This is a genomic window from Streptomyces sp. HP-A2021 (assembly GCF_022807935.1).
Taxonomy (GTDB): Bacteria; Actinomycetota; Actinomycetes; order Streptomycetales; family Streptomycetaceae; genus Streptomyces; species Streptomyces afghaniensis.
The window spans coordinates 1,212,391-1,239,196 of sequence record NZ_CP094344.1; the positions used below are offsets into that span (position 1 = coordinate 1,212,391).

General features: G+C 68.9%; 25 protein-coding genes. 6 read left to right on the forward strand and 19 right to left on the reverse strand.

Annotated elements, in window-relative coordinates:
- Nucleotides 1-10: 10 nt before the first annotated feature.
- The 14 genes from ahcY to MQE23_RS05720 form a co-directional block, all read right to left on the reverse strand.
- Entirely contained in the window at nucleotides 11-1,426 is a 1,416-nt protein-coding gene (gene ahcY, locus MQE23_RS05655) for an adenosylhomocysteinase (protein WP_020275611.1), read from the reverse strand.
- Complete coding sequence (gene metF / locus MQE23_RS05660) at nucleotides 1,416-2,285, reverse strand: methylenetetrahydrofolate reductase [NAD(P)H] (RefSeq protein WP_020275612.1); 870 nt, start codon at nucleotides 2,283-2,285, stop codon at nucleotides 1,416-1,418. Before metF ends, ahcY begins: the two co-directional genes overlap by 11 nt.
- Entirely contained in the window at nucleotides 2,282-5,788 is a 3,507-nt protein-coding gene (metH, locus tag MQE23_RS05665; protein WP_279345129.1) for a methionine synthase, read from the reverse strand. The genes metF and metH overlap by 4 nt, the downstream gene beginning before the upstream one ends.
- Entirely contained in the window at nucleotides 5,746-6,729 is a 984-nt protein-coding gene (locus MQE23_RS05670) for a carbohydrate kinase family protein (RefSeq protein ID WP_243378434.1), read from the reverse strand. Before MQE23_RS05670 ends, metH begins: the two co-directional genes overlap by 43 nt.
- A gap of 1 nt (nucleotide 6,730) precedes the next feature.
- Complete coding sequence (gene metK / locus MQE23_RS05675; protein WP_020275649.1) at nucleotides 6,731-7,939, reverse strand: methionine adenosyltransferase; 1,209 nt, start codon at nucleotides 7,937-7,939, stop codon at nucleotides 6,731-6,733.
- Nucleotide 7,940: 1 nt separating this feature from the next.
- The gene (locus MQE23_RS05680) at nucleotides 7,941-8,183 is read right to left on the reverse strand and encodes an acyl carrier protein (RefSeq protein WP_020275650.1); all 243 of its coding nucleotides are present in this window, start codon (nucleotides 8,181-8,183) and stop codon (nucleotides 7,941-7,943) included.
- 46 nt (nucleotides 8,184-8,229) lie between these two features.
- Entirely contained in the window at nucleotides 8,230-8,667 is a 438-nt protein-coding gene (acpS, locus tag MQE23_RS05685) for a holo-ACP synthase (protein ID WP_051185679.1), read from the reverse strand.
- A gap of 1 nt (nucleotide 8,668) precedes the next feature.
- Complete coding sequence (locus tag MQE23_RS05690) at nucleotides 8,669-9,403, reverse strand: putative Amino acid--[acyl-carrier-protein] ligase 1 (RefSeq protein WP_020275652.1); 735 nt, start codon at nucleotides 9,401-9,403, stop codon at nucleotides 8,669-8,671.
- A gap of 174 nt (nucleotides 9,404-9,577) precedes the next feature.
- The gene (locus MQE23_RS05695) at nucleotides 9,578-10,468 is read right to left on the reverse strand and encodes a diiron oxygenase (protein WP_243378435.1); all 891 of its coding nucleotides are present in this window, start codon (nucleotides 10,466-10,468) and stop codon (nucleotides 9,578-9,580) included.
- Between the two features lie 46 nt (nucleotides 10,469-10,514).
- Complete coding sequence (locus MQE23_RS05700) at nucleotides 10,515-11,588, reverse strand: class I SAM-dependent methyltransferase (RefSeq protein ID WP_020275654.1); 1,074 nt, start codon at nucleotides 11,586-11,588, stop codon at nucleotides 10,515-10,517.
- The gene (locus tag MQE23_RS05705; protein WP_243378436.1) at nucleotides 11,585-12,415 is read right to left on the reverse strand and encodes an SAM-dependent methyltransferase; all 831 of its coding nucleotides are present in this window, start codon (nucleotides 12,413-12,415) and stop codon (nucleotides 11,585-11,587) included. Before MQE23_RS05705 ends, MQE23_RS05700 begins: the two co-directional genes overlap by 4 nt.
- A 67-nt stretch (nucleotides 12,416-12,482) precedes the next feature.
- Nucleotides 12,483-12,995, reverse strand: a complete 513-nt coding sequence (locus MQE23_RS05710) for a MaoC family dehydratase (protein ID WP_243378437.1) — start codon at nucleotides 12,993-12,995, stop codon at nucleotides 12,483-12,485.
- 62 nt (nucleotides 12,996-13,057) lie between these two features.
- A complete protein-coding gene (locus MQE23_RS05715) occupies nucleotides 13,058-14,242 on the reverse strand; it encodes an aminotransferase class I/II-fold pyridoxal phosphate-dependent enzyme (RefSeq protein WP_243382511.1) in 1,185 nt (394 codons plus the stop codon).
- Between the two features lie 149 nt (nucleotides 14,243-14,391).
- Entirely contained in the window at nucleotides 14,392-15,834 is a 1,443-nt protein-coding gene (locus MQE23_RS05720; RefSeq protein WP_243378438.1) for an MFS transporter, read from the reverse strand.
- A 318-nt stretch (nucleotides 15,835-16,152) separates the two neighbouring features.
- On the opposite strand from MQE23_RS05720, the gene MQE23_RS05725 reads away from it, so the two are divergent.
- The 4 genes from MQE23_RS05725 (at nucleotide 16,153) to MQE23_RS05740 (ending at nucleotide 18,833) form a co-directional block, all read left to right on the forward strand.
- Entirely contained in the window at nucleotides 16,153-16,404 is a 252-nt protein-coding gene (locus MQE23_RS05725) for a hypothetical protein (RefSeq protein ID WP_037672034.1), read from the forward strand.
- A complete protein-coding gene (locus MQE23_RS05730) occupies nucleotides 16,401-16,970 on the forward strand; it encodes a sigma-70 family RNA polymerase sigma factor (protein WP_243378439.1) in 570 nt (189 codons plus the stop codon). Before MQE23_RS05725 ends, MQE23_RS05730 begins: the two co-directional genes overlap by 4 nt.
- 377 nt (nucleotides 16,971-17,347) lie before the next feature.
- The gene (locus MQE23_RS05735) at nucleotides 17,348-17,860 is read left to right on the forward strand and encodes a TerD family protein (protein ID WP_243382513.1); all 513 of its coding nucleotides are present in this window, start codon (nucleotides 17,348-17,350) and stop codon (nucleotides 17,858-17,860) included.
- A gap of 667 nt (nucleotides 17,861-18,527) precedes the next feature.
- Nucleotides 18,528-18,833, forward strand: a complete 306-nt coding sequence (locus MQE23_RS05740) for a hypothetical protein (RefSeq protein ID WP_243378440.1) — start codon at nucleotides 18,528-18,530, stop codon at nucleotides 18,831-18,833.
- Nucleotides 18,834-19,153: 320 nt separating this feature from the next.
- Here MQE23_RS05740 and MQE23_RS05745 read toward each other — a convergent pair whose 3' ends face one another.
- The 3 genes from MQE23_RS05745 to MQE23_RS05755 form a co-directional block, all read right to left on the reverse strand.
- Nucleotides 19,154-19,684 (reverse strand): cupin domain-containing protein, encoded by a 531-nt coding sequence (locus MQE23_RS05745; RefSeq protein ID WP_037672038.1) that lies wholly within the window; start codon nucleotides 19,682-19,684, stop codon nucleotides 19,154-19,156.
- A gap of 64 nt (nucleotides 19,685-19,748) precedes the next feature.
- A complete protein-coding gene (locus MQE23_RS05750) occupies nucleotides 19,749-20,801 on the reverse strand; it encodes an aminoglycoside phosphotransferase family protein (RefSeq protein WP_243378441.1) in 1,053 nt (350 codons plus the stop codon).
- Complete coding sequence (locus tag MQE23_RS05755; protein WP_243378442.1) at nucleotides 20,801-21,802, reverse strand: C-terminal binding protein; 1,002 nt, start codon at nucleotides 21,800-21,802, stop codon at nucleotides 20,801-20,803. The genes MQE23_RS05750 and MQE23_RS05755 overlap by 1 nt, the downstream gene beginning before the upstream one ends.
- A 746-nt stretch (nucleotides 21,803-22,548) precedes the next feature.
- On the opposite strand from MQE23_RS05755, the gene MQE23_RS05760 reads away from it, so the two are divergent.
- On the forward strand, nucleotides 22,549-23,817 hold the full coding sequence (locus tag MQE23_RS05760) for an MFS transporter (RefSeq protein ID WP_243378443.1): 1,269 nt from the start codon (nucleotides 22,549-22,551) through the stop codon (nucleotides 23,815-23,817).
- 156 nt (nucleotides 23,818-23,973) lie between these two features.
- On the opposite strand, the gene MQE23_RS05765 is transcribed toward MQE23_RS05760, so the two are convergent.
- Entirely contained in the window at nucleotides 23,974-24,753 is a 780-nt protein-coding gene (locus MQE23_RS05765) for a fumarylacetoacetate hydrolase family protein (RefSeq protein ID WP_037672044.1), read from the reverse strand.
- A gap of 183 nt (nucleotides 24,754-24,936) precedes the next feature.
- Here MQE23_RS05765 and MQE23_RS05770 point away from each other — a divergent pair, with 183 nt between their 5' ends.
- Nucleotides 24,937-25,968, forward strand: a complete 1,032-nt coding sequence (locus tag MQE23_RS05770) for a LacI family DNA-binding transcriptional regulator (protein WP_243378444.1) — start codon at nucleotides 24,937-24,939, stop codon at nucleotides 25,966-25,968.
- A gap of 115 nt (nucleotides 25,969-26,083) precedes the next feature.
- Here the strand turns inward: MQE23_RS05770 and MQE23_RS05775 are convergent, their stop codons facing one another.
- Nucleotides 26,084-26,650 carry an NAD(P)H-dependent oxidoreductase gene (locus MQE23_RS05775; RefSeq protein ID WP_037672046.1) on the reverse strand — a complete coding sequence of 189 codons (567 nt, stop codon included), beginning with the start codon at nucleotides 26,648-26,650 and terminating at the stop codon, nucleotides 26,084-26,086.
- Nucleotides 26,651-26,806 lie beyond the last annotated feature (156 nt).

Consider the following 26,806-nt stretch of genomic DNA (forward strand, 5'->3'; position numbering starts at 1 on the left):
CACCGCCTGCTCAGTAGCGGTAGTGGTCCGGCTTGTACGGGCCCTCGACCTGCACACCGATGTACTCGGCCTGCTCGGGGCGGAGCGTGGTCAGCTTCACGCCGAGCGCGTCCAGGTGGAGCCGGGCGACCTTCTCGTCGAGGTGCTTGGGCAGCACGTAGACACCGGTCGGGTACGCGTCGGGCTTGGTGAACAGCTCGATCTGGGCCAGGGTCTGGTCCGCGAAGGAGTTGGACATCACGAACGACGGGTGACCGGTGGCGTTGCCCAGGTTCAGCAGACGGCCCTCGGACAGAACGATGATCACCTTACCGTCGGGGAAGGTCCAGGTGTGGACCTGCGGCTTGATCTCGTCCTTGACGATGCCGGGGATCTTCGCGAGACCGGCCATGTCGATCTCGTTGTCGAAGTGGCCGATGTTGCCCACGATGGCCTGGTGCTTCATCTTGGCCATGTCCGAGGCCATGATGATGTCCTTGTTGCCGGTCGTGGTGATGAAGATGTCGGCCTTGTCGACGACCTCGTCCAGGGTCGTCACCTGGTAGCCGTCCATCGCCGCCTGGAGGGCGCAGATCGGGTCGATCTCGGTGACGATCACGCGGGCGCCCTGTCCGCGCAGGGACTCCGCGCAGCCCTTGCCCACGTCGCCGTAGCCGCAGATGACCGCGGTCTTGCCGCCGATCAGGGTGTCGGTGGCGCGGTTGATGCCGTCGACGAGCGAGTGGCGGCAGCCGTACTTGTTGTCGAACTTCGACTTGGTGACGGCGTCGTTGACGTTGATCGCCGGGAACAGGAGGACGCCGTCGCGCTGCATCTCGTACAGGCGGTGGACACCGGTCGTGGTCTCCTCGGTGACACCGCGGATCTGCGCGGCGATCCCGGTCCAGTCGAGCGAGCTCGTCCCCAGAAGAGTTCGTACGGCCGCGAGTTCCTCGTTGTCCGCCGAAGGCAGCTCGCCGGTCTTCTGGTACTCGACGCCCTTGTGGACGAGGAGGGTGGCGTCGCCGCCGTCGTCGAGGATCATGTTCGGGCCGGCGGTGGGGCTGTCCGGCCAGGTCAGCGCCTGCTCCGTGCACCACCAGTACTCCTCCAGGGTCTCGCCCTTCCAGGCGAAGACCGGGACGCCGGCGGCGGCGATGGCGGCCGCAGCGTGGTCCTGGGTGGAGTAGATGTTGCAGGAGGCCCAGCGGACCTGGGCGCCCAGGGCGACCAGAGTCTCGATGAGCACGGCCGTCTGCACGGTCATGTGCAGGGAGCCGGTGATGCGGGCTCCCTTGAGTGGCTGGGCCTCGGCGTACTCCTTGCGGATCGCCATCAGGCCCGGCATCTCGTGCTCGGCGAGGGCGATCTCCTTACGGCCGAACTCGGCCAGGGACAGGTCGGCGACCTTGAAGTCCTGGGACTGGGTGTGGCGGTCAGCGGGCACTGAGGCTCCTTGAGGCTTGGACGGTGCGGTGGATGTCGAGGGCCGCGGTGGAACGGTTGAGGGTGATGTAGTGGAGGCCGGGGGCGCCTTCGGCGAGGAGCCGCTCGGCCATGGCGACGGCATGGTCGACGCCGATGCGGTACGCGGCCCCGGGGTCGTCCCGGGCGGCTTCGAGCCGGTGGGCCAGGTCTTCGGGGAAGGCGGCGTCGCTGAGCTCGGCGAAGCGGCGGATCTGCCGTACGTCGGTGGCGGGCATGATCTCCGGGATGATCGGGGTGTCGCAGCCGGCGGCCGCCACGCGGTCCCGGAGCCGCAGGTAGTCCTCGACGTGAAAGAACATCTGCGTGATGGCGTAGTCCGCGCCGGCCTTGCACTTGGCCACGAAGTGACGGAGGTCGGTCTCCGGATCCGGTGACCGGGGATGCCCTTCCGGGAAGGCGGCCACGCCGATGGTGAAGTCGCCGAGCGAGCGGACCAGTTCGACCAGTTGGCAGGCGTGGGTGAAGCCGTCCGGGTGCGGGATCCACTCGCCCCGGGGGTCGCCGGGCGGATCACCGCGCAGCACGAGGACGTCTCGGATACCGGCGTCCGCGTAGGCGCCGATGATGTGCCGGAGCTCGGCGACCGAGTGGCCGACGGCGGTGAGGTGCGCGACCGGACGCAGGGTGGTCTCCGCGGCGATGCGCCGGGTGACGGCGACGGTACGGTCGCGGGAGGAGCCTCCGGCGCCGTACGTCACGGACACGAAGTCAGGCCGCAGCGCCTCCACCCGGCGGATCGCTTCCCAGAGGGCGCGCTCTCCGTTCGCGGTCTTCGGAGGGAAGAACTCGAAGGAGAACGTGGTCCTGCTCGTCGTCATGGGCGGCCTCCCGCGTTGAAGTAGCTCGCCTCGGGGTGGTGGACGACGATCGCGTCCGTGGACTGCTCAGGGTGGAGCTGGAACTCCTCGGAGAGCTCCACGCCGATCCGCTCCGGCCGCAGCAGATCGGCGATCTTGCCGCGGTCTTCGAGGTCGGGGCAGGCCGGATAGCCGAGCGAGTAGCGGCAGCCCTGGTACTGGGTGCGGAGCATGCCGTCCAGGCCGGCCGGGTCGTGAACACCGATGCCGAGTTCCGCGCGGACACGGGCGTGCCAGTACTCGGCCAGAGCCTCGGCCAACTGCACGGACAGACCGTGCAGTTCGAGGTAGTCGCGGTAGGCGTCGGTTCCGAAGAGTCCGGCCGTGGCCTCTCCGATCCGCGAGCCGACGGTGACGACCTGGAGCCCCACGACGTCGACCTGGCCGCTCTCCTCCGAGCGGAAGAAGTCGGCCAGGCAGAGGCGCCTGTCGCGGTCCTGACGGGGGAAGGTGAAGCGGGTGCGCTCGTTGCCCTGCTCGTCCAGGACGATCAGGTCGTCGTCCTTCGACACACACGGGAAGTAGCCGTAGACCACCGCGGCTTCGAGAAGGTTCTCGGTCCGCAGCCGGTTCAGCCACAAGCGCAGCCTGGGCCGCCCCACGGAATCGATCATGTCCCGTTTGAGGCCCCACTGCCCCTTGAACAGGGCGCCCTCGTCCAGCCAGGACGCGTACTCCTTCAAGGGAATGCCCTTGACGACCCGAGTGCCGAGGAAGGGCGGTGTCGGCACGGGGTTGTCGGTGGCCACGTCCGAGCGCCGTGGGCCCTCCGCCGGCAGCTGCTCCGTGTTCCGCACTGCTGCGGCGGCCTTCACACGGCGCTGTTTGAGTTCTGGGAGAGCGGCTCCCGGGATTCCCCGCTTCACCGCCATCAGGGCGTCCATCAGGCGCAGGCCCTCGAAGGCGTCGCGGGCGTAGCGGACCTCGCCCTGGTAGATCTCGTGCAGGTCCTGCTCGACGTAGGCGCGGGTGAGGGCGGCGCCGCCGAGGATGACCGGGTACTTCGCCGCCAGGTCGCGCTGGTTCAGCTCCTCCAGGTTCTCCTTCATGATCACCGTGGACTTGACCAGGAGACCGGACATGCCGATGACGTCGGCCTTGTGCTCCTCGGCGGCGTCCAGGATCGCCGAGACCGGCTGCTTGATGCCCAGGTTGACGACGTTGTAGCCGTTGTTGGTCAGGATGATGTCGACAAGGTTCTTGCCGATGTCGTGCACGTCACCGCGCACGGTGGCCAGCACGATGGTGCCCTTGCCCGCCTCGTCGGTCTTCTCCATGTGCGGTTCGAGGTGAGCCACGGCCGTCTTCATCACCTCGGCCGACTGCAGCACGAACGGCAGCTGCATCTGCCCGGAACCGAACAGCTCACCGACGACCTTCATACCCTCCAGCAGCGTCTCGTTGACGATGTCCAGCGCCGGGCGGGACTGCAGGGCCTCGTCGAGGTCGGCCTCCAGGCCGTTCTTCTCGCCGTCGATGATGCGCCGCTTCAGACGCTCGTCCAGCGGCAGGGCGGCCAGCTCCTCGGCCTTGCCGGCCTTGAGGGACTTGGCGGTGGCGCCCTCGAACAGCTGCATCAGCTTCTGCAGCGGGTCATAGCCCTCGGCGCGGCGGTCGTAGATGAGGTCCAGAGCCGTCCGGACCTCCTCCTCACTGAAACGGGCGATCGGCAGGATCTTGCTCGCGTGCACGATCGCCGAGTCCAGACCCGCCTTGACGCACTCGTCCAGGAACACCGAGTTCAGCAGGATGCGGGCAGCCGGGTTGAGACCGAAGGAGATGTTCGACAGACCGAGCGTGGTCTGCACCTTCGGGTGGCGCCGCTTCAGCTCGCGGATCCCCTCGATGGTGGCGATGCCGTCCTTGCGGGACTCCTCCTGACCGGTGCAGATGGTGAAAGTCAGACAGTCGACGAGGATGTCCTCCTCGTGAATGCCCCAGTTGCCCGTCAGATCGTCGATCAGCCGCTCGGCGATCTCGACCTTCTTCTCGGCGGTACGGGCCTGGCCCTCCTCGTCGATGGTCAGCGCGATCAGCGCGGCACCGTGCTCCCTGGCCAGCTGGGTGACCCTGGCGAAGCGGGACTCCGGGCCGGCGCCGTCCTCGTAGTTCACCGAGTTGATCACCGCACGGCCGCCGAGCTTCTCCAGACCGGCCCGGATCACCTCGACCTCGGTGGAGTCCAGCACGATCGGCAGCGTCGAGGCGGTGGCGAAACGGCCGGCCAGCTCCTCCATGTCGGCCACACCGTCACGGCCGACGTAGTCCACGCACAGGTCGAGCATGTGCGCGCCCTCACGGATCTGCTCCCGGGCCATCTCCACACAGTCGTCCCAGCGACCGTCCAGCATGGCCTCACGGAACTTCTTCGAACCGTTGGCGTTCGTACGCTCACCGATCGCCAGGTAGGACGTGTCCTGCCGGAACGGCACCGACTGGTACAGCGACGCCGCGCCCGGCTCGGGCTGCGGATCACGGGGCGGCACCTCAAGGCCCCGCATCCGCTCCACGACCTGCCGCAGGTGCTCGGGCGTCGTGCCACAGCAGCCGCCGACCAGGGACAGGCCGTACTCGCGAACGAACGTCTCCTGCGCATCCGCCAGCTCCGGCGCGGTCAGCGGATAGTGTGCCCCGTCCTTGGTCAGCACGGGCAGGCCGGCGTTGGGCATGCAGGACAGCGGAACACGGGCATGGCGGGACAGGTGGCGCAGGTGCTCGCTCATCTCGGCCGGACCCGTCGCGCAGTTAAGGCCGATCATGTCGATGCCCAGCGGCTCCAGCGCGGTCAGCGCCGCGCCGATCTCAGAGCCCAGCAGCATCGTGCCGGTCGTTTCGACCGTGACCGACACGATCAGAGGTACGGCGTGGCCGGTGGCGTCCATGGCCCGGCGGGCGGCGATGACGGAGGCCTTCGTCTGGAGCAGGTCCTGCGTGGTCTCCACGAGCAGCGCGTCCGCGCCGCCCGCGAGCAGACCCTCGGCGTTCTGCTGGTAGGCGTCCCGGATCGCTCCGAAGGCGATGTGACCCAGCGTGGGCAACTTCGTGCCGGGCCCCATCGAGCCCAGCACCCAGCGCGGGCGCCCGTCACGGGCGGCGTACTCGTCGGCCGCCTCCCGGGCTACCCGGGCGCCGGCCTCCGACAGCTCGAAGACCCGCTCGGCGATCCCGTACTCCCCCAGGGCGGCGAGGTTCGCGCCGAACGTGTTGGTCTCCACGCAGTCGACGCCCACGGCGAAGTACGCGTCGTGGACCGACCGGACGATGTCCGGCCGGGTCACGTTCAGGATCTCGTTACAGCCCTCCAAGCCCTGGAAGTCGTCCAGCGTGGGGTCCTGGGCCTGGAGCATGGTGCCCATCGCGCCGTCCGCCACCACCACACGGGTGGCGAGCGCCGTCCTCAGGCTGTCGCCGCGCGTTCCCGTCACGACAGCCCCCGCAGATGGGCCACGAGGTGCGCGGCGCACCCCACTCCGTAGGTGGCCCGCAGCCGCGCCAGCAGCGCATCGCGGTACAGCCGGTACTCCTGTGTCCCGACGTAGTCCAGGACCGTGGCGGCCAGGACGCAGCCGAGTTGGGCGGCGCACTTCTCCGGTACGCCCCACGCCGCACCCGCGAGGAATCCCGCGCGGAAGGCGTCACCGACTCCTGTGGGGTCCACGACGCCCGCCACCTCGACGGCGGGAACGGCCAGGGCCTGGCGCCCGTCCTTGCGGATCCGGACGCCCGCTGCTCCGTGCGTGGTGACCCAGCAGCCGACGCGGCGCAGGATCTCCGCAACGGTCAGGCCGGTACGGTCCTGCAGCAGCGCGGCCTCGTACTCGTTGGTGAACAGCCAGCGTGCGCCGTCGATCAGTTCGAGGACGTCGTTCTTGCCCAGGCGCGCCAGTTGCTGGGACGGGTCGGAGGCGAAGGGGATGCCGAGGGAGCGGCATGCCCGGGTGTGCCGGAGCATGGCCTCGGGGTCGTCGGGCGAGACCATCACCAGCCCGAGCCGGCCGACCCGCTCCACGACCGTCCGCAGGTCGATCCGGCGGGCTTCCGCCATGGCGCCGGCGTAGAACGTCCCGATCTGGTTCTGCATCCGGTCGGTCGTGCACACGAAGCGTGCCGTGTGCTGTTCCTCGCTGACCAGCACGGAGTCGGTGTCGACCCCGTGCTGCTTCAGCCAGATCCGGTAGGGCTCGAAGTCGTCGCCGACCGCGCCGACGAGCACGGGCCGCATGCCGAGCAGCCCGAGGCCGAAGGAGATGTTCGCTGCCACGCCGCCGCGACGGATCTCCAGCCGGTCGGCGAGGAAGGACAGGGAGACACGGTCCAGGCGGTCGGCCAGAAGCTGGTCGGTGAAACTCCCCGGGAACGACATCAGATGGTCGGTGGCGATGGAGCCCGTGACAGCGATGCGCATCTCAGCCCCCCACAGCCCTGAGCAGGGCCTCGACCCGGTCCGTGGACTCCCAGGTCAGTTCCGGGAGTTCACGTCCGAAGTGGCCGTACGCCGCGGTCCGGGCGTAGATCGGCCGCAACAGGTCCAGGTCATGGATGATCGCGGCAGGCCGCAGGTCGAACACTTCGGTGATGGCGGCCTGGATGCGGTCCACGGGCACGGCTTCGGTGCCGAAGGTCTCGACGAACAGGCCGACGGGCTCGGCCTTGCCGATGGCGTAGGCGACCTGGACCTCGCAGCGGGAGGCGAGGCCCGCGGCGACGACGTTCTTGGCGACCCAGCGCATCGCGTACGCCGCCGAGCGGTCCACCTTGGAGGGGTCCTTGCCGGAGAAGGCGCCGCCGCCGTGGCGGGCCATGCCGCCGTAGGTGTCGATGATGATCTTGCGGCCGGTCAGGCCGGCGTCACCCATCGGGCCGCCGATCTCGAAGCGGCCGGTCGGGTTGACCAGCAGCCGGTAACCGTCGCTCTCCAGACTCAGGCCTTGTTCGGCCAGCGCCTTGAGCGTGGGCTCGACGACGAGGTCCCGGATGTCGGGGGCCAGGAGGCCGTCGAGGTTGATGTCGGGGGCGTGCTGCGAGGAGACGACGACGGTGTCCAGACGTACCGGCCAGTCGCCGTCGTACTCGATGGTGACCTGCGTCTTGCCGTCCGGTCGCAGGTAGGGGCAGGTTCCGTTCTTGCGGACCTCGGTCAGTCGCTCGGCCAGCCGGTGCGCGAGGTGGATCGGCAGCGGCATGAACTCAGGAGTGTCGTCGCAGGCGTACCCGAACATCAGGCCCTGGTCGCCGGCGCCCTGCCGGGACAGCTCGTCCCCGCCGCCTTCGATCCGGGCCTCGTACGCGGAGTTCACCCCCTGCGCGATGTCCGGGGACTGCGATCCGATCGAGAGCGACACACCGCAGGACGCCCCGTCGAAGCCTTTCGCGGAGGAGTCGTAGCCGATCTCGAGGATCGTGTCGCGCACCAGCTGGGCGATGGGAGCGTACGCAGTCGTGGTGACCTCGCCCGCGATGTGCACCTGCCCCGTGGTGATCAGGGTCTCCACGGCGACGCGCGAGGCCGGATCCTGTGCGAGCAGCGCGTCCAGGACCGTGTCGCTGATCCGGTCGGCGATCTTGTCGGGATGACCCTCGGTGACCGATTCGGAGGTGAAGAGCCTCCGGCCCATCTCACTTCACCCCCGCTCGGAAGAAGTTGGCGTCGATGGCGTCGAGGGTGCGGATGGCGTCGACCTCGAGGGTCTCCATCTCGATGGGGCGACCGCAGTGCTGTTCCAGCAGGAAGACGAACTCGACGAAGGACAGCGAGTCGATGAGGCGGTTCTCGATCAGGTCCAGGTCGCCCGGGATGTCCTCGCGGTCCGGGTGACGCTTGAGGATCCAGTCCTTGACCTGCTGCAGGGCCTCGCTCATGGGTGTGCTCCTCACATTGCTGTGTACAGGTGGGTGGGCAGGCGCCTCACGGCCGGAGGCCGGAGGGATCGCCGAGGATGGGGGCGGCCACGGCGACCGCGTAGTCCACGTCATGGCTGATGCTCACCGTGATGTCCGTGATGCCGGACTGCGCCGCCATGTCGGCGGCGCCTCGCCGCAGCTCGACGAGCGGCCAGCCACCGTCCGAGCGGCGCACCACGATGTCCCGCCACGGCAGGAAACGGCCCCGGACCCGCAGTGTCTTGAACGCCGCTTCCTTGGCCGCGATCCGACCGCAGAGACTGAGCAGGTCAAGCCCACTGGACGTGCGGCAGTCGGCGAGTTCTCCGGGGTCCAGCATCCGCTCGAAGAACCCCTCGCCGTGGTCCTCGAGGAGTCGGCGGACGCGCTTGACGGACACGATGTCCATGCCGAGGTTCGCCCAGCCCGGGCCGCCGCCTCCGGCGGTAGGGTGGGCCGGCACGTCACACCCCCGGTCCGACCGGGGAGAATCGGTCCCTGGCCGCGTGGACGGCCTCCGTGGCGGCGGCCCAGCTGCCGTGCCGCCGGGTGAGTGCGGACAGCCAGCGCTCCAGGCCGAAGGCGACGCAGCTGGTGAAGGCCGGACCGCCGGTGCCGGCGAGGGTGATGGAGCAGCGGTCGCCGAAGAAGTTGCGGTGGGTGTTGACGGAGGCGATGGCCAGGTCCTCGTAGAGGAATTCGTGCTTGACGGGCGACAGCCGCTGCAGCACCGCCTTGGAGCCGCCCTTGTCGTAGAAGGGGTCGCAGGCGGCTTCCTTGCGCAGCGGCAGGTCCAGCGCCCGGGCGAAGGCGGTGATGCGGTCGCTGAAGTCGCACAGGTGGCTCTCGGCGTGCTCGCGGCTGCCGAGTGCCACGATCTCCCGCATGCGGAAGCCGAGTTGGCGCCTGAGCCCCTCGTAGCGCTCCTCCTTGCGGAAGCACCAGCCGACGACGGTGACGAGGGTGTCGTCCGCCACCTCGCGGTCTTCGTGGTCGAGGTAGACCGCGTAACAGGACGCGGAGGGCAGACCGAGTTCGGCGGGTTGCAGAGTGCTGCAGGGAAAGCATCCCGTCTCGGCACAGAACTCACCGCGCCGGTCGACCTCGATCGCGGTGGCGACGACGGCCTGGTGCGGGAAGTTCTCGTAATAGTCCAGGCGCCGCAGATCCGCGGCCGGCAGCAGCGGGGGCATCGTCATGGAGCGTGCTCCGGCAGCCACTCCCCACCTTTCGAAGGTGTCGTCGAGGAGCCTCAGCAGGGCGGTGCCCTCCGGTCCGAGGGAGGGTAAGCCGCGGGCTTCCCGGGATGAGTCCGGTGAAGATCGCGGGGCTGTGAACGTGGTGTGGGACACGGTGGTTGACCACCTCTCGGGTCAGATGACCGGCAGCGTGTCGTCGGAGAAGATCCCGGTCTTGAGGAAGAAGGCGAGCGGCTTGCGGATGGCCTTGCGCTCGTGCGCGCGCCGGCGCTCGTCGGCGACGAGCGCGTTGCGCAGACCGAGCGGGTCGGCGATGCCGGCATCGCGGTAGACGTGCGGGTTGTAGAGGGAGTTGACGCTGAAGACGACATAGCGCTTGAGGTAGCTCTCCACCTCGCGCAGCCGCTCCTCGCCCACCGCGTCGCGCATCCGGGTGAACAGCAGCGAGACCAGCTCGCGCCCGAAGGCGATGTGGCGGGACTCGTCCTGGTGGTGGATGCGGTTGACCTGGCGGATGGTGTCGCAGAGTGTCTCGTCCTGCGCCATCCGCGTGTTGTAGTGGTCGACCAGCTCCTCGAAGAACAGGATGCGGGCGAAGACGAGGAAGTTCTCGACCTCGGGTTCCCAGGCCGAGTCGGCGCGCATGGCGGTCGAGGCGTAGATCTTGTCGCCGTAGCGGCGGCAGAACTCGGCGAAGAACCACATGTGTTCGTTCTCTTCGCCGATGAAGTGGTGGAAGAAGTCGGACGGCACCTCGAAGCCGGGCATGTGGATGCGGTGGACGACCTCGATGAGCAGTTCGCGGATGCCGTGCACATTGAGGCTGTAGAAGTTGATGGACTCCCACTTGGACAGCCGGTGCAGGGTCTCCTCGCCGAGCTCGTCGAAGTACGGGGTTCCGTAGGGGGTGAGCAGCTCGGGGCTCATCCACAGGCGGTCCTCGTCCAGCTTCTCGGGCCAGTCGAACTGCTGGTACGGGTTGTAGTAGTCCTCGATGGCCTTCTCGCTGAGCCGTTCGAGCACTTCGAGGAAGCGGTCGGTGACGGGCAGGGCCGTGGCGGCCATGGTCTCTCCTTACGCGGGCGGGTCGGGACCGGACGCGGTGCGCGGCTCAGGGCCGGACTTCGTACACGGCGTTGACCGGGGTCTCGGTCGCGCGCCGCCAGCGGGTGAAGCCGGCCTCCTCCGCGATGGCGCGGAACGCCTTCTCGCCGGAGTGGTTGCCGAGGGCGTGCGGGCCGCGCTGGGCGACGGCGACGGGCAGGCACATCACGGCGGACAGCGACATGAACATGCGGGCCGCCGGTGTGCGGGTGTCGATGTCGGCGGGCGAGACGTTGGACTCGACGAGCATCCAGGTGCCGTCCCCGTCCAGGGACTTGTGGACGTGCTGGGCGGCGGCGACCGGGTCGCCCATGTCGTGCAGGCAGTTGAAGAAGGTGACCAGGTCGTAGCCGCTGCCCGGGTAGTCGTCGGCCGACGCGGTCTCGAAGACGACGCGCCCGGACAGGCCCGCGTCGTCGGCGAGCTGCCGGGCGATGGTGACGGCCTCCTCCGAGTAGTCGAAGCCGTACACCCTGGCCTGCGGGAAGGCCTTGGCGATGAGCAGGGTGGTGTGCCCCACGCCGCAGCCGATGTCGGCGACGCTGCCGCCGTTCGCCAGCTTCTCGGTGACGCCTTCCAGCGCGGGCAGCCAGTCGGTCAGCAGCCGGTGCCGGTAGGTGGGCTGGAAGAAGCTGCCCATGCCGGTGTCGAGCGCCGGGTCGTGCTCGGCCCAGCCCACACCCTCGCCCGTGCGGTAGGCGTCGACGAGCAGGTCCTCGGTGGCGTACAGCGCCTTGAGCGCGGTGAAGAATCCGGCGGCGTACGTGGCGGACCCGGCGTCGGCGAGGACGGCGGCGTGCGCCTCGGGCAGGGTGTACTTGTCGGACGACGGGTGGCGTTCCACGTAGTCGGCGCTGAGCTGGGCGTGCAGCCACTCCTGCGCGTACCGCTCGGTGACGCCGGCGTGTTCCGCGAGTTCCGCGGGGGTGAGCGGGCCGTGCTCGGCGAGTGCGCGGTACAGGCCGAGCCGCTCGCCGAGGGAGATGGTCAGGCCGCGGACGGCGGCTGCGGCGTCGTCGATGACGCGCTGGTGGAAGGCAGTGGTCGGGTCGGCGCTCGGGGCGTGGGTCGGGGCGGTCATGACGTCGCCTCGTCTCGGGTCGCGGTGAACAGGAAGGACCGGGGCACGCGGGGTACCTCACGTGGCAGCACGGGGTAGGGCCAGCGGCCGAAGTCGGCGCCGTCCTCTCCCGGCTGCCTGACCTCGCGCACCGTCCAGCCGCAGGAGGTGAGCAGCTGCTCGGGCTCCTCGGTGCCGAACAGCCAGGGATTTCCGTCCTCTTCGAGCGCCTTCATGAACGGCCGCGAGAGCGGGTTCTCCAGGGCCGCCTTGCTGATGACGTCCCCGAGGAGGGCCGAGCCCGGCGCGCTGTGCTGCCACAGGGTCGTGATCAGGGTGCGCACGGCGTCCTCGGGCAGGAAGAACAGCAGGCCCTCGACCACCCACAGCGTGGGCTGCTCCGAGCGCCAGCCCGCTTCTTTCAGCGGGCCGGTCCAGTCCTGGGTGAGGTCGACGGCGACGGTGCGGCGTTCCCGGCCGGCCGGCTCCGGCTCATCGGCGAGCATGGCCGCCTTGGCCTCGAGTAGTGCGGGCCGGTCGAGTTCGTAGACGGTGACGCCCGTGGGCCAGTCGAGCCGGTAGTAGCGGGTGTCCATACCGGCCGCGAGGAACACGACCTGGCGGATCTCCTGCTCCCGCATCGCGCGGCCGATGGCGCGGTCCAGGTAGGTGGTGCGGATGGCGAGGAACGGCACGGTGCCTGCGCCCGCGTAGCGATCGAGCAGCTCGAAGCCGACGGTGCCGGCGACCGTGCGGGCGTAGGGATCGGCGAACAGCCGGTCCTCACGCTCGGTCTCCAGTGCCCGCGCGGCGGCGGTCCACTGGGCAGTGCGGGATACGGCCTCCACAGGAGGTCTCCCTTCGGGAAGCTTGGGAAGCGAAGGTGGAGCGGGGGGGCTGTGCGGACGGCCGTGTTCAGCGCTCTCGTACACAGGGGACCGGGTCCTCCGCCGCGGACATCGACGCGGGGGATTCGGCGGAGGTGTCGGCAGGGCGCCGCCGGAAGATGCTGTGCAGGATCATGCTGAACACGACCGTCCCGTCGGGGGCCACCAGCTCGCAGCGCGGCTGGACGATGCCGGTGGCGGGATTGCCGAACGAGGGGCGCGATCCGAGGATCCGGATCCGCGCAGTGAGGATGTCACCCGGACGCACGGGCCGGTGGTAGCGGACCTCGCCGATGCCCGGGGATCCGACGCAGGCGCTGTAGGCGAGGAGCCCGTCGACGTAGCGCCGCATGAAGAGCGCCGAGGTGTGGAAGCCGCTGGCGATCAGCCCACCGAAGGGCGACTGCTTCGCGAGCTCCGGGTCGGTGTGGAAGGGCTGCGGGTCGTAGCGCCGTGCGAACTCCAGCACCTCCTCCTCGGTGACGGTGACGGTGCCCAGCTCGTGGATGTCACCGGTGCGGAAGTCCTCGAAGTAGCGCATGACGCCCCCCTGGAGCCGGAGAAAAGATTCTCTTGACGTGCTCCAATCTACGAACGAGCCGTTTATTTTGTCAATCCAAATCTACGGTGAACCAAAGCTTGTTCGATGTCTCGCCAGAGGTCGTCCGGGTGCTCGATGCCCACCGACATCCGCACCGTCCCGGCGCCGATACCGGCCGCCGCCAGGGCCTCCTCGCCGAGTTCCCGGTGCGATGTCGACGCCGGGTGAGCGACCAGCGTCTCCACTCCGCCCAGCGAGAGCGCGAGCCGGGCGAGTCGCACCCGCTCGATGAACGCGCGGCCGGCCGCCCGCCCGCCGGCGAGCTCGAACGAGACCATGCCGCCACCTCCGGACAGCACCTTGCGCGCCAGGTCGTACGACGGATGACCGGGCAACCAGGGCCAGTGCACGGCGGTGACCTGCTCGTGCTCGGCGAGACGACCGGCCAGCAGTCGTGCGCCCGCGCAGTGCTGCCGCATCCGCAGCGGCAGCGACGGCAGCCCGCGCAGGGTCAGCCAGGCGGCGAACGGGTCGGCGCAGGCTCCGAGTTCGACCGTGCGCGGCCACACCCGGTCGCGCAGCTCCACGTCGGCGAAGACGGCGACCCCGCCCAGTACGTCGGAGTGCCCCGCCAGATATTTGGTCGTCGAGTGCACGACCACGTCTGCGCCGTGCTCCATGGGGCGGCACAGCACCGGCGACGCGAGGGAGTTGTCCACCACGCTCACCACACCGTGCCGCCGGGCAGCGGCCGACAGGCCGGGAAGATCGGGTACTTGTCCGGTCGGATTGGCGATGGTCTCGAGATGCAGCACGCGAGTGGTGGGCCGCACCAGCCGCTCGAACTCGGCCGGGTCGTCGCCTCGTACGTACTCCACCTCGACGCCGTAGCGCGCCGCGAGGTCCGAGAGCACGGCGTACGTACCGCCGTACAGGCAGCGCTGGGCGACCACGTGGTCACCCGGCCGCAGCAGCGAGAGCAGCACCCCGCTGATCGCACCCATCCCGGACGCGAAGGCGATGGCGGCGGCTCCGCCTTCCAGCGCGGCGAGTGTGCGCTCGAGCGCCCGCACGGTCGGGTTGCCACGCCGCGAGTAGACGTACGGGCCGTCGGGTCCGGCCATGGCGTCGGCGAGCGCGTCGGCGGAGTCGAAGGCGAAGGCCGAGGACTGGACGATGGGAACGCTCAAAGGCTGACTGCCGCTCGGCATCGGCTCGTTCAGGATGTGCACGGCACGGGTCTGCATGTCCAAGGCGGGTGCTCCTCTCTGCACAGAACTCAGGGCCGCCCGGTGCCCCGGTTACCCGGTGCCGGACGGCCCTGCGGAGGTTCTCTTGTCCTGGTGGACGGCGGCGTTGCGCGACTCCCCCACCTGCCCACTGGGCGACCGGCCCGCTAGACGCCGGCCCGCTCGCCCCGCGCCGCGGAGGCGGCGTCGGCCTGGGGTGCGGCAGCCGCCTTGTCGCTGCGCATCACCAGCAGGGTGATCAGCCCGCCCGCAGCGGCGATGACGGCGGCCCAGATGAACGCGGCACTGAAGCCGTCCGTCAGCGCGGGCAGGTCGCCCAGCTGTCCGGCGCCCTGCGACGTGGCGACCGCGGTCAGCGCCGCGAGCCCCAGCGCGGAGCCCACCTGGTAGGTGGTGTTGACGATGCCGGACGCCAGACCCGCCTGCTCCTGCGGAGCCCCGGACATGGCGGCCATCATCGCCGGGATGTAGGCGAGCGACATGCCGAGCGCGGCGACCAGCGAGGCAGGCAGGACATCGACCACGAAGGTGCCGGTGGGCTCGACGGCGGACAGCCAGAGCAGTCCGGCGGCGAGGACCAGCAGACCACCGCCGATCATCGGCTTGGCGCCGAACTTGACCATCAGCTTCGCCGTGATCGCCGTCATGAAGATCATCAGCAGACCGGTCATCGGCAGCAGCGCGGCACCGGACGCGAACGCCCCGTAACCGAGGACCTGCTGCAGGTACAGGTTGAGGAAGTACCACATCGGGATCCATGCGGCACCGAGCAGCGTCATCGCGAGGTTGGCCGAGCCGAGCCGCGGGACGCGCCAGATACCGAGCGGCATCAGCGGCTCGCGCACCGTCTTCTGGATCACGAAGAAGAGCACGAGCAGCGCGACGGCACCGGCCAGCTGAAGCACGGTCCCGGTGGAGGTCCAGCCGACCTCCGGCGCGCGGACGATGGCGAAGACCGCGAGCGCCAGGCCGGCCGTGACCGCGGCGGCTCCGAGCACGTCGACGGAACCGCGACGGCTGCCGACGGCGGGCAGGAGCTTGGTGGCCGCGAGGGTGGCGACGCCGATCGGGACGTAGATGATGAAGATCCACGGCCAGCTGAGCCACTCGGTGAAGACTCCGCCGAGGAACACACCGGCCGTGCCGCCCGCGGGGGCTGCGGCGCCATAGAGCGCCATGGCCTTGCCGAGCTCCTTCGGGTCGTGCGCGAAGAGCATCATCAGCAGCGTCATGGCCGACGGTGCGATCAGCGCGCCGCCCACACCCTGAACGGCACGGCCGACGACCTCCACCCACGCCGTCTGCGCGGCGGCCGCGACGACCGAGCCGGCGATCAGCACGACCCAGCCGGTGTTGAAGATCTTGCGGGCACCGATCAGGTCGGAGAGGCGGCCGCCGAGCAGCAGCAGTCCGCCGAAGGCGATGACGTAGGCGTTGAAGACCCACTGCAACTCACCCTGCGAGAAGCCGAGGTCCTTCTGCATCTCGGGGAGCGCCACCCCGATGATTGACGTGTCCATGATGACCATGAACTGAGCGGCGGCGAGCACGACCAGTGCCCACCAGCGCCGGGGATTGACGGCAGACATGGGTTGATCCCTTCTCTGACATACCCATGGGGGGTACCTTCGGCTGCGAAGGTAGCATACCCATGGGGGGTATGTAAGAGAGCCAGTGGAGATCCGTCCTGTGCTGTCAAAGCGATGATTCACGCCCACGCTCCCGGACGTCAGTGACATCCGGGACTCTCTGCGCATGACGAGCCGTCATGTGACGCCGTCTCCTCAACGCACCTGCGACGAGACGCAGTTCGGCAAGTAGTTGCTCCCCCGAGTTCACGATCACGACCTGATGTGGCTCCTACTACTGACGGAGCCCCCCGGAGGGGCACGCGAGAGGGAGACGCCATGGACAGGGCCACGATCATCATCGTGCTCGTCTCGATCGTTACCACCAAGTCATGCGCCTTGTTGGGCCTGTGGCTGCGCCTACGATGGCGGGTCCACCGCGACCAGGCTCAGCACCAGTACCTCGTGGGGGTCGCTGAAGCAGTGGCGGGCCACGGTGAGGTGGAACTCGACGATCAGCACAGTGACGGCCGCCGCCTTCGCATGAAGATCGACCGCGCCCACGCGCAGGGGAAGGACAACGCAGCGTGAGTGACCAGGATCCGGCAGAGGCCCCGGAGCAAACCGCAGCGGTACCCGCCGCGCAGAACGGCCCACCAAGTGCGCGGCAGCGGATGGACGAGGAGTTCTCCGCTTTCTATCGAAGCAACATATCGAGGCTCGCAGGCTTTCTGATCAACCAAGGCGCCGCCCTGCCCCTCGCCACCGACATCGCCCAGGACACGATGGTCAAGGCCTACCAACGCTGGGCAGATCTGGAGGACCCACGAGCCTGGGCGCACACGGTCGCTTCCCGAGCGCTGGTGCGTGCCATCGCCTCCGTAGAGGAAGACCCGGTCGAGCGCGTTCCCGAACCGACTTCCCTGCTGTCACGCCCGGATGCCATAGCAGAATGGGAAACCCGATACGACGCGCTCCCGATGCTGCGCAGCCTGCCTCCGCGCCAGCGCCAGATCCTGGCATGGACCCTGGCCGGTTACAGACCCATCGACATAGCCCACCACCTGGACCTACCGGCCGAGACGGTGCGCGGCAGTCTGGCCAAGGCACGCCGCGCCGCGGCCGCCTACCTCAAGCAGAGGGAGGAGGAGCAGTGACCCAGCACCCCGAGCCGCACGACGAGGCCGTGAACCGGCTGTTCGACGAGCATCAGCGCGCCTTGACCGACGGACTCGACCGCGTCCTCGATGTCGAGGCCGGGCTGCGTGAGGTCCTCCTCCAGTCCCACCACGACACCGCTGTGGACGCCCTCGGAAACGTCCTCGATGTCGAGGCCGGCCTGGCCGCCATTCTGCCCACCACGTCCCCGCCGTCATCGACCGGCCAGCCGGACTCGACCGAGGAACCGGAAAGCGACCGAGCCGCCCGTGAACTGCCACAGACATTCGGCTCCGACCGCTCCGGGGAGGCAGCGGACCGGCACCGGAGTCAGGCGTATGGCTTCAGCGAGACCGGCAAGGGCCTCAACAAGGGGATCCGGAAGGTTGAGGTCGCACTCAAGTGGGACCCGAGCCGCACGGGGCAGCCGCACGCAGATGTGAACCTCGTCGCCGCCGCCTACTCGACGAGTGACCCGTACGGCGATCCCGCCTATCTGGTGCGTTTCGACAGCCGCTCCCCCGACGGCACCATTGTGCTGTACCGGAACAGCGAACTCGGCATGGGCTTCGGCTGGGACGAGGTCATGACCCTGGAACTTGACCGGATCGACGGCCGGTACGCGCGTGTAGTCGTCGGCGTGGTCATACAACAGCGCTCCACACGCCAAACCTTCGCAGGCGTGCTCAACCCGGCCCTGCGCATCCGGGAGGGATACACGATCCTGGCCGAAGACGACTTCGGCGATGTTCTGGGCGCTACAGCGGCAACGGTCGCGGAGTTTTCCCGGGACGAGTACGGCCAATGGGACTTCCGCCCCGGCATGCACGGCTTCAACGGCGACACGGCCACTTTCACAGCGACCATGGGCAGGACGCACGAGCGCTGATCGTCAGCCGTTGTGATCACCGAGCGGCCCCTGCCCTCTCTTCCCTGATCCGCCGAGAGGGCAGGGGCCGGCGATGCCGGCCGCGGCGCGGACACGGACCAGTGATGCCATGCACCATCGAGGTGGAACGCGCCGTTCATACCGAAGTCGGCGGCTACTGGTTAGCGTCCCTCCGGTGAATGTTCACCTCATCAACGACGTACCCGGTGGTCTGACCCGACGAGCTCGATCGTTTGTAGGCGTGCATGGCGTCAAGGTCGACGTTCGGCCCGTCGAAGATCACAGGCAGTGGTGGCTTGAACGAGACATCCCCGCAGCAGTGATCGACCGGATGGCGGCCTACCAGAGGCGATGCGGGTGGCCTGCTCCTGCCACTGCCACCCGCATCGCAGTACGACGGAGGTCCGAAGTACCTCGATCCGAACTCACCCGAATCAGACTCCGCAGGATGGTGGTTCGAAGCGGGGATGCAGCGGACCGCAGTCCCCTACTCATTCATGATCAGTCCGTCCGGTGAGTTTGGCATTTACGCAGACAGGTGGGCGCCTCTCCACGCGACCGTCGAAGGCTGGGTGGAATCGTCGGCACTGGCCGACCACGCATCCATGTGGGCAAAGCAGGTGACCAAGCTCGTCGGCGATGACGTCGATGGCATCAGTTGGTGTTGTTGACCGTCCTGGTCGCGTTCGGGGCCTGCCCGGCCGCCGCTGCGGAGACGCCGACATCTCCCGGCCCGAGCTCCGCAGCGGAGACGCGGCTCGACTGCGCGGTCATCACCAGCCAGCACTACAACCCGGTACTCGACAGCTGGCGGGCGACGGTCCCCAACGACTGCGGCCGCAATATCTACGCGAGCGTGCAGGTCGATTTCATCTGGGATCCGAAGTGTGCCTGGATCAGCAACGGCCGGTCGCACCAATTCAGCTGGGGCGGGCTGCCGAACTCGAAGCCCAACTACGTTTACGCATGCTGAGAGGCTGCTTCTGAATTCCCCAGAGGCAGCGCCGTGATCTGGCCTGTGGTCGCTGGGGCCGCCCCAGACGGGAGCCGAGGCCCGCTGTTGTCCTGGCCGTTCCGTGCTGGGAACAGGTCGCCCGGCTGGCACTTGAGCACCTCGCGGGTTGGTGGTGGTCGTCCACGATCGTCTACCGGTCACAGGCTTTCGAACCGGCCACGATTGTCAAGACAGCGCCCGAACCGCCCCGACGCAAGCGTGAGCGGGCACCATTTCTCGATGGTTTCTCGCAGCACTTGGCGATCGAGTGGTCGAAATCCGCAGCCGCTCCTGCGCTGTCATCGGCCGCATTCAGCGCCGACAAGGACGAAGGCCATCGTGACCGGTTGGTCACTGCAGTTGCGCCAGGCGTGACGGGTGCCGTTCTGGATGACGATGTCTCCTGCGGAGAGCCGGGTGCGGTGGCCGTCGTCGAGTTCGAGGACGATCTCGCCCTGCAGCACGATGCCGTAGTCGACAGTCGGCGTGGTGTGCATGCCGTCGGGTCCGATGAGTTCGGCGATGCCGGGCGAATCGGCCCGCTGTTCGCGGTCGAAGGCGACGGGGTCGAAGGCCGGGTCGCCCATCGCGGCGGCCGGCGGGAAGGTCAGGACGATGAATCGTGTTCCGCCGGGCGCCGGGAGCAGGCTGGTGACCTTCGGCGTGGGGTCCTCCCCGGTCCGGCTGACCTGCTCGCCGGGTTCGGTGGCCCATGGCAGGCGGGACACCCAGCCCGGCAGGCTGGTGAACTCCCGGCTGCGCGGCACGGGGCCGTCGCTGACGACGACAGCCTTCCCGTTCTCGTCATGGCCGGTGACGACTCTGCGCATGTGTGTCTCCTCGGTCGGTTCCGGCGGATCCGCCAGGCCCGCCGGATCCGTCGAGTCGGTTGGGTCAGTCGCGTGTGCAGCTGCCGGGGCCGGTCAGGGACTTGAGCGCGGTCGCCCAAGCGTCCAGGACGTCCGCCGTGGTGAGGACAGGTACCCGGAGCAAGGCCGACGCGATTGTCCGCACGAACTGCCGGTGCAGGTCATCCGTGAGGTACTCCACCGGGGACTTGCCGTCCACGCGCGCGAGCAGCAGCGCCGGCAGCAGTGACGCGGCCCGCGCCTCGAGGACGGGCACGGGCTCCCAGTCGACGCACCGGACGTACTCCTCGGCCAGCACCCTGGCGGAGCCGAGGAGATCGGCCCGGTGGCCGGGGACGACGAGGCTCTTGAGGAGCAGATGGTTGACGCAGAAGGCCAGATCGAAGGCAGGGTCTCCGTACCAGGCGCACTCGGCGTCCAGCAGCACGGGCCCCGAGGTGCCGACGAGGATGTTCTTGGGGCTGACGTCGCCGTGCACCAGGGCCAGGTGTGTGTCGGCCGTGCGGTCGGCGAGGCCCTGGAGGATGTCGCTCAGACCGGGGTGCGCGGCAGCGGTGGCCAGCAGGTACGGCTCGATGCGCAGCGCGTGGAAGTTGTCGTCGGTGGCGAACTCCTCGGCGAGGGTGGCATCGCCCGCGCTCGCCGCGTGCAGGTTGCCGAGCGTTCGTCCGACGGCCGCGGCGGTCGTCGTCTCCACCTGGCCGTCGAGCAGCTGTGCCTTCCACACCGGGTACGCCTCGGGGGGCAGGAACGCCATCGCGAAGAGGCCGGCTTCGGCGTCGTGGGCCAGCAGCTCGGGCACGCTGTCCGGCCGGTGCCGGGATGCGAACCGCATCCACGCCCATTCGTAGGCGTTGCGCGACACCGGCGCCTGCCAGTCGGCGGCGACCCGAAGCCGGGCCAGCGCCCGCTTGACGCACAGCGACCGTCCCGGCAGGTCCACCCGCCACAGGTCGGACGAGACGCCACCGGCCAGCGGCGTCCAGTGGGCCGTTTCGCCGGGCTCGGCCAGCTTGTGGGCGAGTAGGAAGCCGGCCAGTGCGGGATCCGGACTGACCTGCGCGGTTGTCGTGCTCATCACCGGTCACCCGCACCGGTGCTCGGGCCGCGGGGCGTGTTGCAGGCGTGGGCCGGCGCCTCGCCCGCGAGGATCCGTACGACCTCCTCGGCGGCGCGGCGGCGCAGTTCGGTGACCGAGGCGTCGGAGGAGAAGGCCACGTGCGGGGTGAGGAGCGCGCCCGGCTGGTCCAGCAGCTCGTCGGGGACGTGCGGCTCGGTCTCCAGGACGTCGAAGGCGGCCCCGTCCAGGTGCCCGCTGTCGAGCGCCTTGGTCACCGCGTCGGTGTCCACCAGGCCGCCCCGGCTGACGTTGACCAGCAGGCCGCCCGGCCTCATGAGCGCCAGCTGCTCGGCTCCGATGATGTGGTGGGTGCCGGGTGTGAGCGGCACGTGCAGGATGACCACGTCGCTGCGGCGCAGCAGTTCCTCCAGGCCCACCATCTCCACTCCGGGGGCGTCCTTCGGCGGGTGCGGGTCATGTGCCAGGATCCGGCATCCGAATCCGCCGAGCTTGCGCACCGTGGCGCGCCCGATCCGCCCGTACCCGACGACGCCACAGGTCAGCGCCGACAGCCGGCGCAGCCGGGCGCTCGCGGGGTCCCAGTGGCCCGCACGGACTTCCCGGTCGAACACCGCCAGACCGCGCGTCCAGGCCAGCACCATGCCGACGGCGTGGTCCGATACCTCCTCGACGCAGTAGTCCGGAACGTTGGTGACCCACGCGCCCCGCTCGGTGGCGGCGTCCACGGCGATGTTGTCGAGGCCGACGCCGAGCCTGGCCACGATCCGCAGATCGGGCGAGGTGCCGATCGCGGTGGCGGAGACGGGCGCCCAGCAGGTCAGGATCCCGGCCGGCCGGTGCTCGGCCACCAGTTCCTCGATGGCCTCGGCGGAGGCGGGTTCGGCGGGGCCGGTCACGAGGGTGTGGCCCGCGCCTTCGACGACCGATCGCTCGACGGAGTCGTCGGGCCAGGCGTAGTCGGTGAGCAGCACAGTTGCCGGGCGGCTCGATGGGTTCATAGCAGGTCGTCCTCGCAATGATCGTGCGGCCGCGGCGGACAGCCGGGCGTCGCGCTCGGTCGCGTCCGGTGAGCGGCTTCTGGTTGCCACCCCGAAGGCGGCGGACGGCGTGTCCGATGGGCCGCCGGCCGCCGCGGGTTGGCAGGGAGGGGGTCGCTGGGCTCGGGTCGGGTGTCGCCGACGCTCGCCGACTTGTGGTCGGGGCAGGCGCGGCGGTACGCCCCTGGAACGGGTCACGGAGTGCCGGGGCATGTCGAGTCACTTTGTCACAGCCACGTGGTGCTAACGATAGCATTGATGGCCTTCGCCACGTCAAGAGTGCGGCGCTCACCTGATCTCCGAACACGGCAACAGCACCCGTTTCAGAGCGGAGGAGCCCCTTCACCAGAGGAAGGCGAGGACCGCCGAATAAATTCCACTGCTCACATCTTGACGGGCCAAGGAATTCCCTTCATGGTTTCTGCCAGCGCCGACCGTGTGACCCATGAGTGTCCGCACGAGGTCCGGCTGTCGAAGACGCCATAGCCACGGACGTCCCGACGGGCGGTATACGGCTGAATTCGCATGCGGTGTCCCACCGCGCAGCAGCCCATCTCCCGCATTCCGCCGATCGGCGAAATCCTCGCCGTCGCCGGCTCAAGTCCGTGTTCAGCTCACCGCTTCCCGTCATCGCCCGTACATACAGCCCCGTACCGGCGATGGATCCGCCGTGGCCTGCCGCGGCCCATTCCTCCTCAGGAGCCGCCATGACTCACTCAGTGCAAGTCGACACCAGCGTGGTGCCCGCCGGTGAATCACAGGAACGCAACCGGCCTTCCATTTCCCGCCCCATGATCGCGGTGGGCTTCCTGCTGATCGTCCTCTCCTACATGGTCAACGCGATGGACCGCCAGGTCTTCCCTCCCCTGCTCCCCAGCATCCGTGAGGATTACGGGTTCTCGCTGGAGCAGGGCGGACTACTGGCAACCAATTTCACCCTCGGCATGGCCCTGGCCGGCCTTCCCGCGGGCTACCTGCTGGACCGTTTCCGCCGCAAGACGATCCTGCTGGTCAGCATCGTGATCTACTCCCTGGGCACGATGGCCACGCCGCTGGCGACCGGCTTCGCCGACATGAGCGCGTACCGGGTCGTCTCGGGCTTCGGAGAGGGCATGCAGTCAGCCGCCATCTTCGCGGCGATGGGCGCCTTCTTCGCCCACCGGCGCGGCCTCGCCTTCGGTGTCATCGGTGCGGGCTACTCCATCGGCGTCTTCATCGCCCCGCTGATCGGTGTCCGGCTCATGAGCACGCACGGCACCTGGCACGCGCCCTTCTACGCGTTCGGCGGGGCCGGGCTGCTGATCGCGGCCGCCTCCCTGTTCCTCGTGAAGGCCGGCCTGACCGAGGCTTCCGTGGAGAAGGTCGCCGCGACGAAGACCTACGAGCACATGCCGTCTTCCGCCTACAACCGCAACACCATCGCCCTGGCCGTCCACGCGGTCGTCAGCGGCGTGGCCATCTACGGGTTCCTCGGCCTCTACCCGACGTACCTCATCACCTCGCTGCACTACAGCACCGATCAGGCCGCGCTGGCCATGAGCCTCCTCGGATTCGGAGGCATGACGGCCATCTTCGGCGGCTGGCTCGGAGACCGCGTGAACCAGCGCACCCTGCTGATCGTGAGCCTGCTGGCCGTCTCCGCCATCAGCGTGTGCATCTACGAAACGCAGGCCGGCGTCGGCGTACAGTGCGTGTTCGCCTTCCTCATGGGTGCCTTCGGGCTGGGCTTCATCTACCCCAACACCAACAGCGCGATCCAGCGGGCCGTCCGCCCCGCACAGATCGGGCGCGCCTCCGGACTCTTCGTCACCAGCTACTACGGGCCGGCGGCGTTCTCGGGCCTGCTCTTCGCCGCCCTGGTGGACTCCTTCGGCTGGAGCCGGGCCGGGCTGCTGCAGGTCACAGTGCTGCCGCTGCTGGGTGTCGCCGCCCTCGCCTTCGTCCGCACCTCGAAGTCCGACAACGCGCTCCGCTAGCGAGTCCGTTCCCGGGACATCTGTCGCCGTGTCGCACCCCGGCAAACCTGGTGCGACACGGCGACACACCATCGCCAGGGCACGTCGGCGCACCGTCGGCATGACAAGGGGCCTGCCCACCGCCGAGCGGTGGGCAGGCCCCTCGGGCGTCCCGGGTCAGGGGCTCTCGGCCACGACCGGGTTGCGCAGGACTCCGATGCCCTCGATCTCCACCTCGACCTCGTCGCCCGGACGGATCGGCCCGACTCCGGAAGGCGTACCGGTCATGATCACGTCGCCGGGCAGCAGTGTCAGATAGCGGCTGAGGTAGCCGACGATGTCGGGGACGGCGAGCAGCAGGTCGGCCGTGCTCGCCGACTGCAGGACGGCGCCGTTCACACGGGTCGTCAGCGCCAGCCCGGAAGGGTCGAGTTCGGTCGCGATGACCGGTCCGAGGGGAGCGAAGGTGTCCTGCCCCTTCCCGATCAGAAGCGTGCCGAATTTGCTTTCCTTGCGTTGGACGATGCGATCGCTCACATCATTGCCGCACGTATAGCCGAGGATGTACTCATGGGCCTCGGCGGGCTTCACATGGCGGGCTTCCTTTCCGATGACGACGACCAACTCGCCCTCGAAATGAATCAATTCGCCATCCGCCGGATAGACGATGGCGTCACCCGGCCCCACAACCGCCGTGCTCGGCTTCATGAAACACACGGGAACTTCCGGAACCTCACGGTCGGTCTCGTCGACGTGTGAGGCGTAGTTGTAGGCGAATCCGAAGATCCGGGGTTGCTCCAGCGGCGGGAGTACGACCACGTCGCCGACTTCGTCGATTCGCCCCGTAGGGGACAGCCCGGTAAAAGGATCACCGTCGAATCTGGCGATCCGGGCGTCATCGGCCTCCAGTTCACCGTAATGACACACACCGTCGACGGCATACCTGACGATCCGCACGGAAACCTCCGCAACTAGGCAGCCGGGGGCGGCTGCACGGCCCATCCAGCAGTGCTAACGTTAGCACAACGGCAATGATCAACCCGAGCCCACTCTCTCCGGCCACAGAGCGCGACACGAACGCTATCGTTGGCACACGGAAAGTAAGCGGCATGGGACCAGTCACCCGAGGGGGCCCAGTACGTGATCACCACCAAAGACATCGCCGAACGCCTCGGACTCTCCGTCTCGACGGTCGGCCGGGCGCTCTCCGACGACTCCCGCATCAGCGAGGAGACCAAGTTCCGGGTCCGCCAGGCCGCTTCCGAGATGGGCTACGTCGGCAACCGTGCGGCACGGATGATGCGGGGCGCGTCCAGCAACGTGGTCGCGCTGGCGATCCCGGACATCCGTAACAGCTTCTACTCGACCATCGCGCACGAGCTGTCCAAGAACATGGAAGCCGAGGGCTACCAGCTGATGCTCTCGGAAACCGACGACGACCGGATGGTGGAGCTGCGCCATCTGCGGGAGCTGTCCGCGACCCGCGTGGCCGGCGTCATCATCGTGCCCACCGCGCGCCCGCACAGCGACTCCGTCAGGCTCCTGCGCACGATGCCGCACCTGCAGCTGCTGCGCCGCCACCCGTCGCTCGGCTCCCAGTGGTTCGGCGTGGACGACCGTGAGGCACTGCGCCGGGCCACAGCCCATCTCCTGGAGCTGGGGCACACCCGCATCGCCTACCTGGGCGGCCCGGTCGAACTGCCCACGGGCGCGGATCGCCTGGAGGGCTTCCGCAGCGCCTTGCGAGAAGGCGGCCTCCCGGACGATGCCGGACGAGCGGAGCTGGGCCCGCCGTCGTCCGTGGACCACGGCCGCCAGGCGGTGCGCCGGCTGCTCGAGGAGCCGGATGCGCCTACCGCGCTCGTACTGGGATCGATCCAGCTCACCCTCGGCGTCCTGGAGGAGCTGTCCGAGCAGGGTGTGAGGGTGCCCGGGGAACTGTCCGTGGTCGGGTTCGGGGACGAGCCGGGTTTCTCCTGGTGGGGTCCCGGACTGACCACGATCGGCCTGCCGATCCAGGAGATGGCCACCGGCTGCGCCCTGTGGATGATGCGCCGCCTCAAGACCGAGCCGAGCAACGACGGCCCGTACACCTCCGTCTCCCCCGGATCACTGGTCCTGCGCGGCAGCACGGCACCCCCCGGCGGCCCGGTTCCGTCCAGGCATCACTGAGCCGCGGGCGTCGCCCCGCGGGACATGCGAAGGCGCCCGGAGCCGCGTGCTCCGGGCGCCTTCGCATGTCCCACGGCTGGTCAGTACGTGCCGCTGCGCGGTGTTCCGCGACCAGTCAGTACGTTCCACTGCGCAGCCGTCGCATGACGCGGGCGGTGCGGACCAGCTCGTCGAGCACCTGCTCGGCAGCGGTCTCGTGAATCTTGCCGGGCCGGAAGGCTCCTTCCTCGACGCACTCGTTGACGAACGGGATGCTCACGGTCGGACCGATCGGCAGCATCCGCAGATTCGCCACGACCTGCTTGCCCATCTGAACCGCCCGGGTGCCCGCCGAGACGCCTCCGTAGCTCACGAAGCCGGCCGGCTTGTGATGCCACTCCATGAGCAGGTAGTCCCACGCGTTCTTCAACGGGGCGGGGAAGCCGCCGTTGTACTCCGGGGTGACGAACACGAACGCGTCCGACGCGTCGACGATCCGGCTCCACTCACGGGTGTGACTCTTCGTGTACTGCCGCAGGGCGGGCGGATGCGGCTCGTCGAAGAAGGGCAGAGCGAGTTCCTGCAGGTCGACGGTGTGCGACTCGAACTCGTCGTACTCAGCCGCCCGGGTCGCGAACCAGTCCGCCACGGACCTGCCCACCCGTCCGGGACGAGTACTGGCCACCACAGTGGTGAGGGTCATCGGCGCCACAGAGGGCTCTGGTGCCATATCGGGCTCACTTTCTCTTTCGGCCGCGGCCCGGCCCGGCGGACCCGCCCCTTCCTGTGCTGTCCGTCCGTCCAGGAAGTGGGAAGGCCCGCCGGAGTCATCACCGGGGCGGAAGTATGCGAACGATAG

Coding starts and splice junctions, on each gene's coding strand:
- MQE23_RS05725 (WP_037672034.1), top strand. CDS start 16,153: ATGGACAGGGCCACGATCATCATCGTGCTCGTCTCGATCGTTACCACC.
- MQE23_RS05690 (WP_020275652.1), bottom strand. CDS start 9,403: ATGACGATGCCCCCGCTGCTGCCGGCCGCGGATCTGCGGCGCCTGGAC.
- MQE23_RS05745 (WP_037672038.1), bottom strand. CDS start 19,684: ATGCGCAGAGTCGTCACCGGCCATGACGAGAACGGGAAGGCTGTCGTC.
- metF (WP_020275612.1), bottom strand. CDS start 2,285: ATGACGACGAGCAGGACCACGTTCTCCTTCGAGTTCTTCCCTCCGAAG.
- MQE23_RS05670 (WP_243378434.1), bottom strand. CDS start 6,729: ATGCGCATCGCTGTCACGGGCTCCATCGCCACCGACCATCTGATGTCG.
- MQE23_RS05750 (WP_243378441.1), bottom strand. CDS start 20,801: ATGAGCACGACAACCGCGCAGGTCAGTCCGGATCCCGCACTGGCCGGC.
- MQE23_RS05695 (WP_243378435.1), bottom strand. CDS start 10,468: ATGGCCGCCACGGCCCTGCCCGTCACCGACCGCTTCCTCGAAGTGCTC.
- MQE23_RS05760 (WP_243378443.1), top strand. CDS start 22,549: ATGACTCACTCAGTGCAAGTCGACACCAGCGTGGTGCCCGCCGGTGAA.
- MQE23_RS05715 (WP_243382511.1), bottom strand. CDS start 14,242: ATGCAGACCCGTGCCGTGCACATCCTGAACGAGCCGATGCCGAGCGGC.
- MQE23_RS05720 (WP_243378438.1), bottom strand. CDS start 15,834: ATGTCTGCCGTCAATCCCCGGCGCTGGTGGGCACTGGTCGTGCTCGCC.
- MQE23_RS05775 (WP_037672046.1), bottom strand. CDS start 26,650: ATGACCCTCACCACTGTGGTGGCCAGTACTCGTCCCGGACGGGTGGGC.
- MQE23_RS05755 (WP_243378442.1), bottom strand. CDS start 21,802: ATGAACCCATCGAGCCGCCCGGCAACTGTGCTGCTCACCGACTACGCC.
- metK (WP_020275649.1), bottom strand. CDS start 7,939: ATGGGCCGGAGGCTCTTCACCTCCGAATCGGTCACCGAGGGTCATCCC.
- MQE23_RS05700 (WP_020275654.1), bottom strand. CDS start 11,588: ATGACCGCCCCGACCCACGCCCCGAGCGCCGACCCGACCACTGCCTTC.
- MQE23_RS05710 (WP_243378437.1), bottom strand. CDS start 12,995: ATGCGCTACTTCGAGGACTTCCGCACCGGTGACATCCACGAGCTGGGC.
- MQE23_RS05680 (WP_020275650.1), bottom strand. CDS start 8,183: ATGAGCGAGGCCCTGCAGCAGGTCAAGGACTGGATCCTCAAGCGTCAC.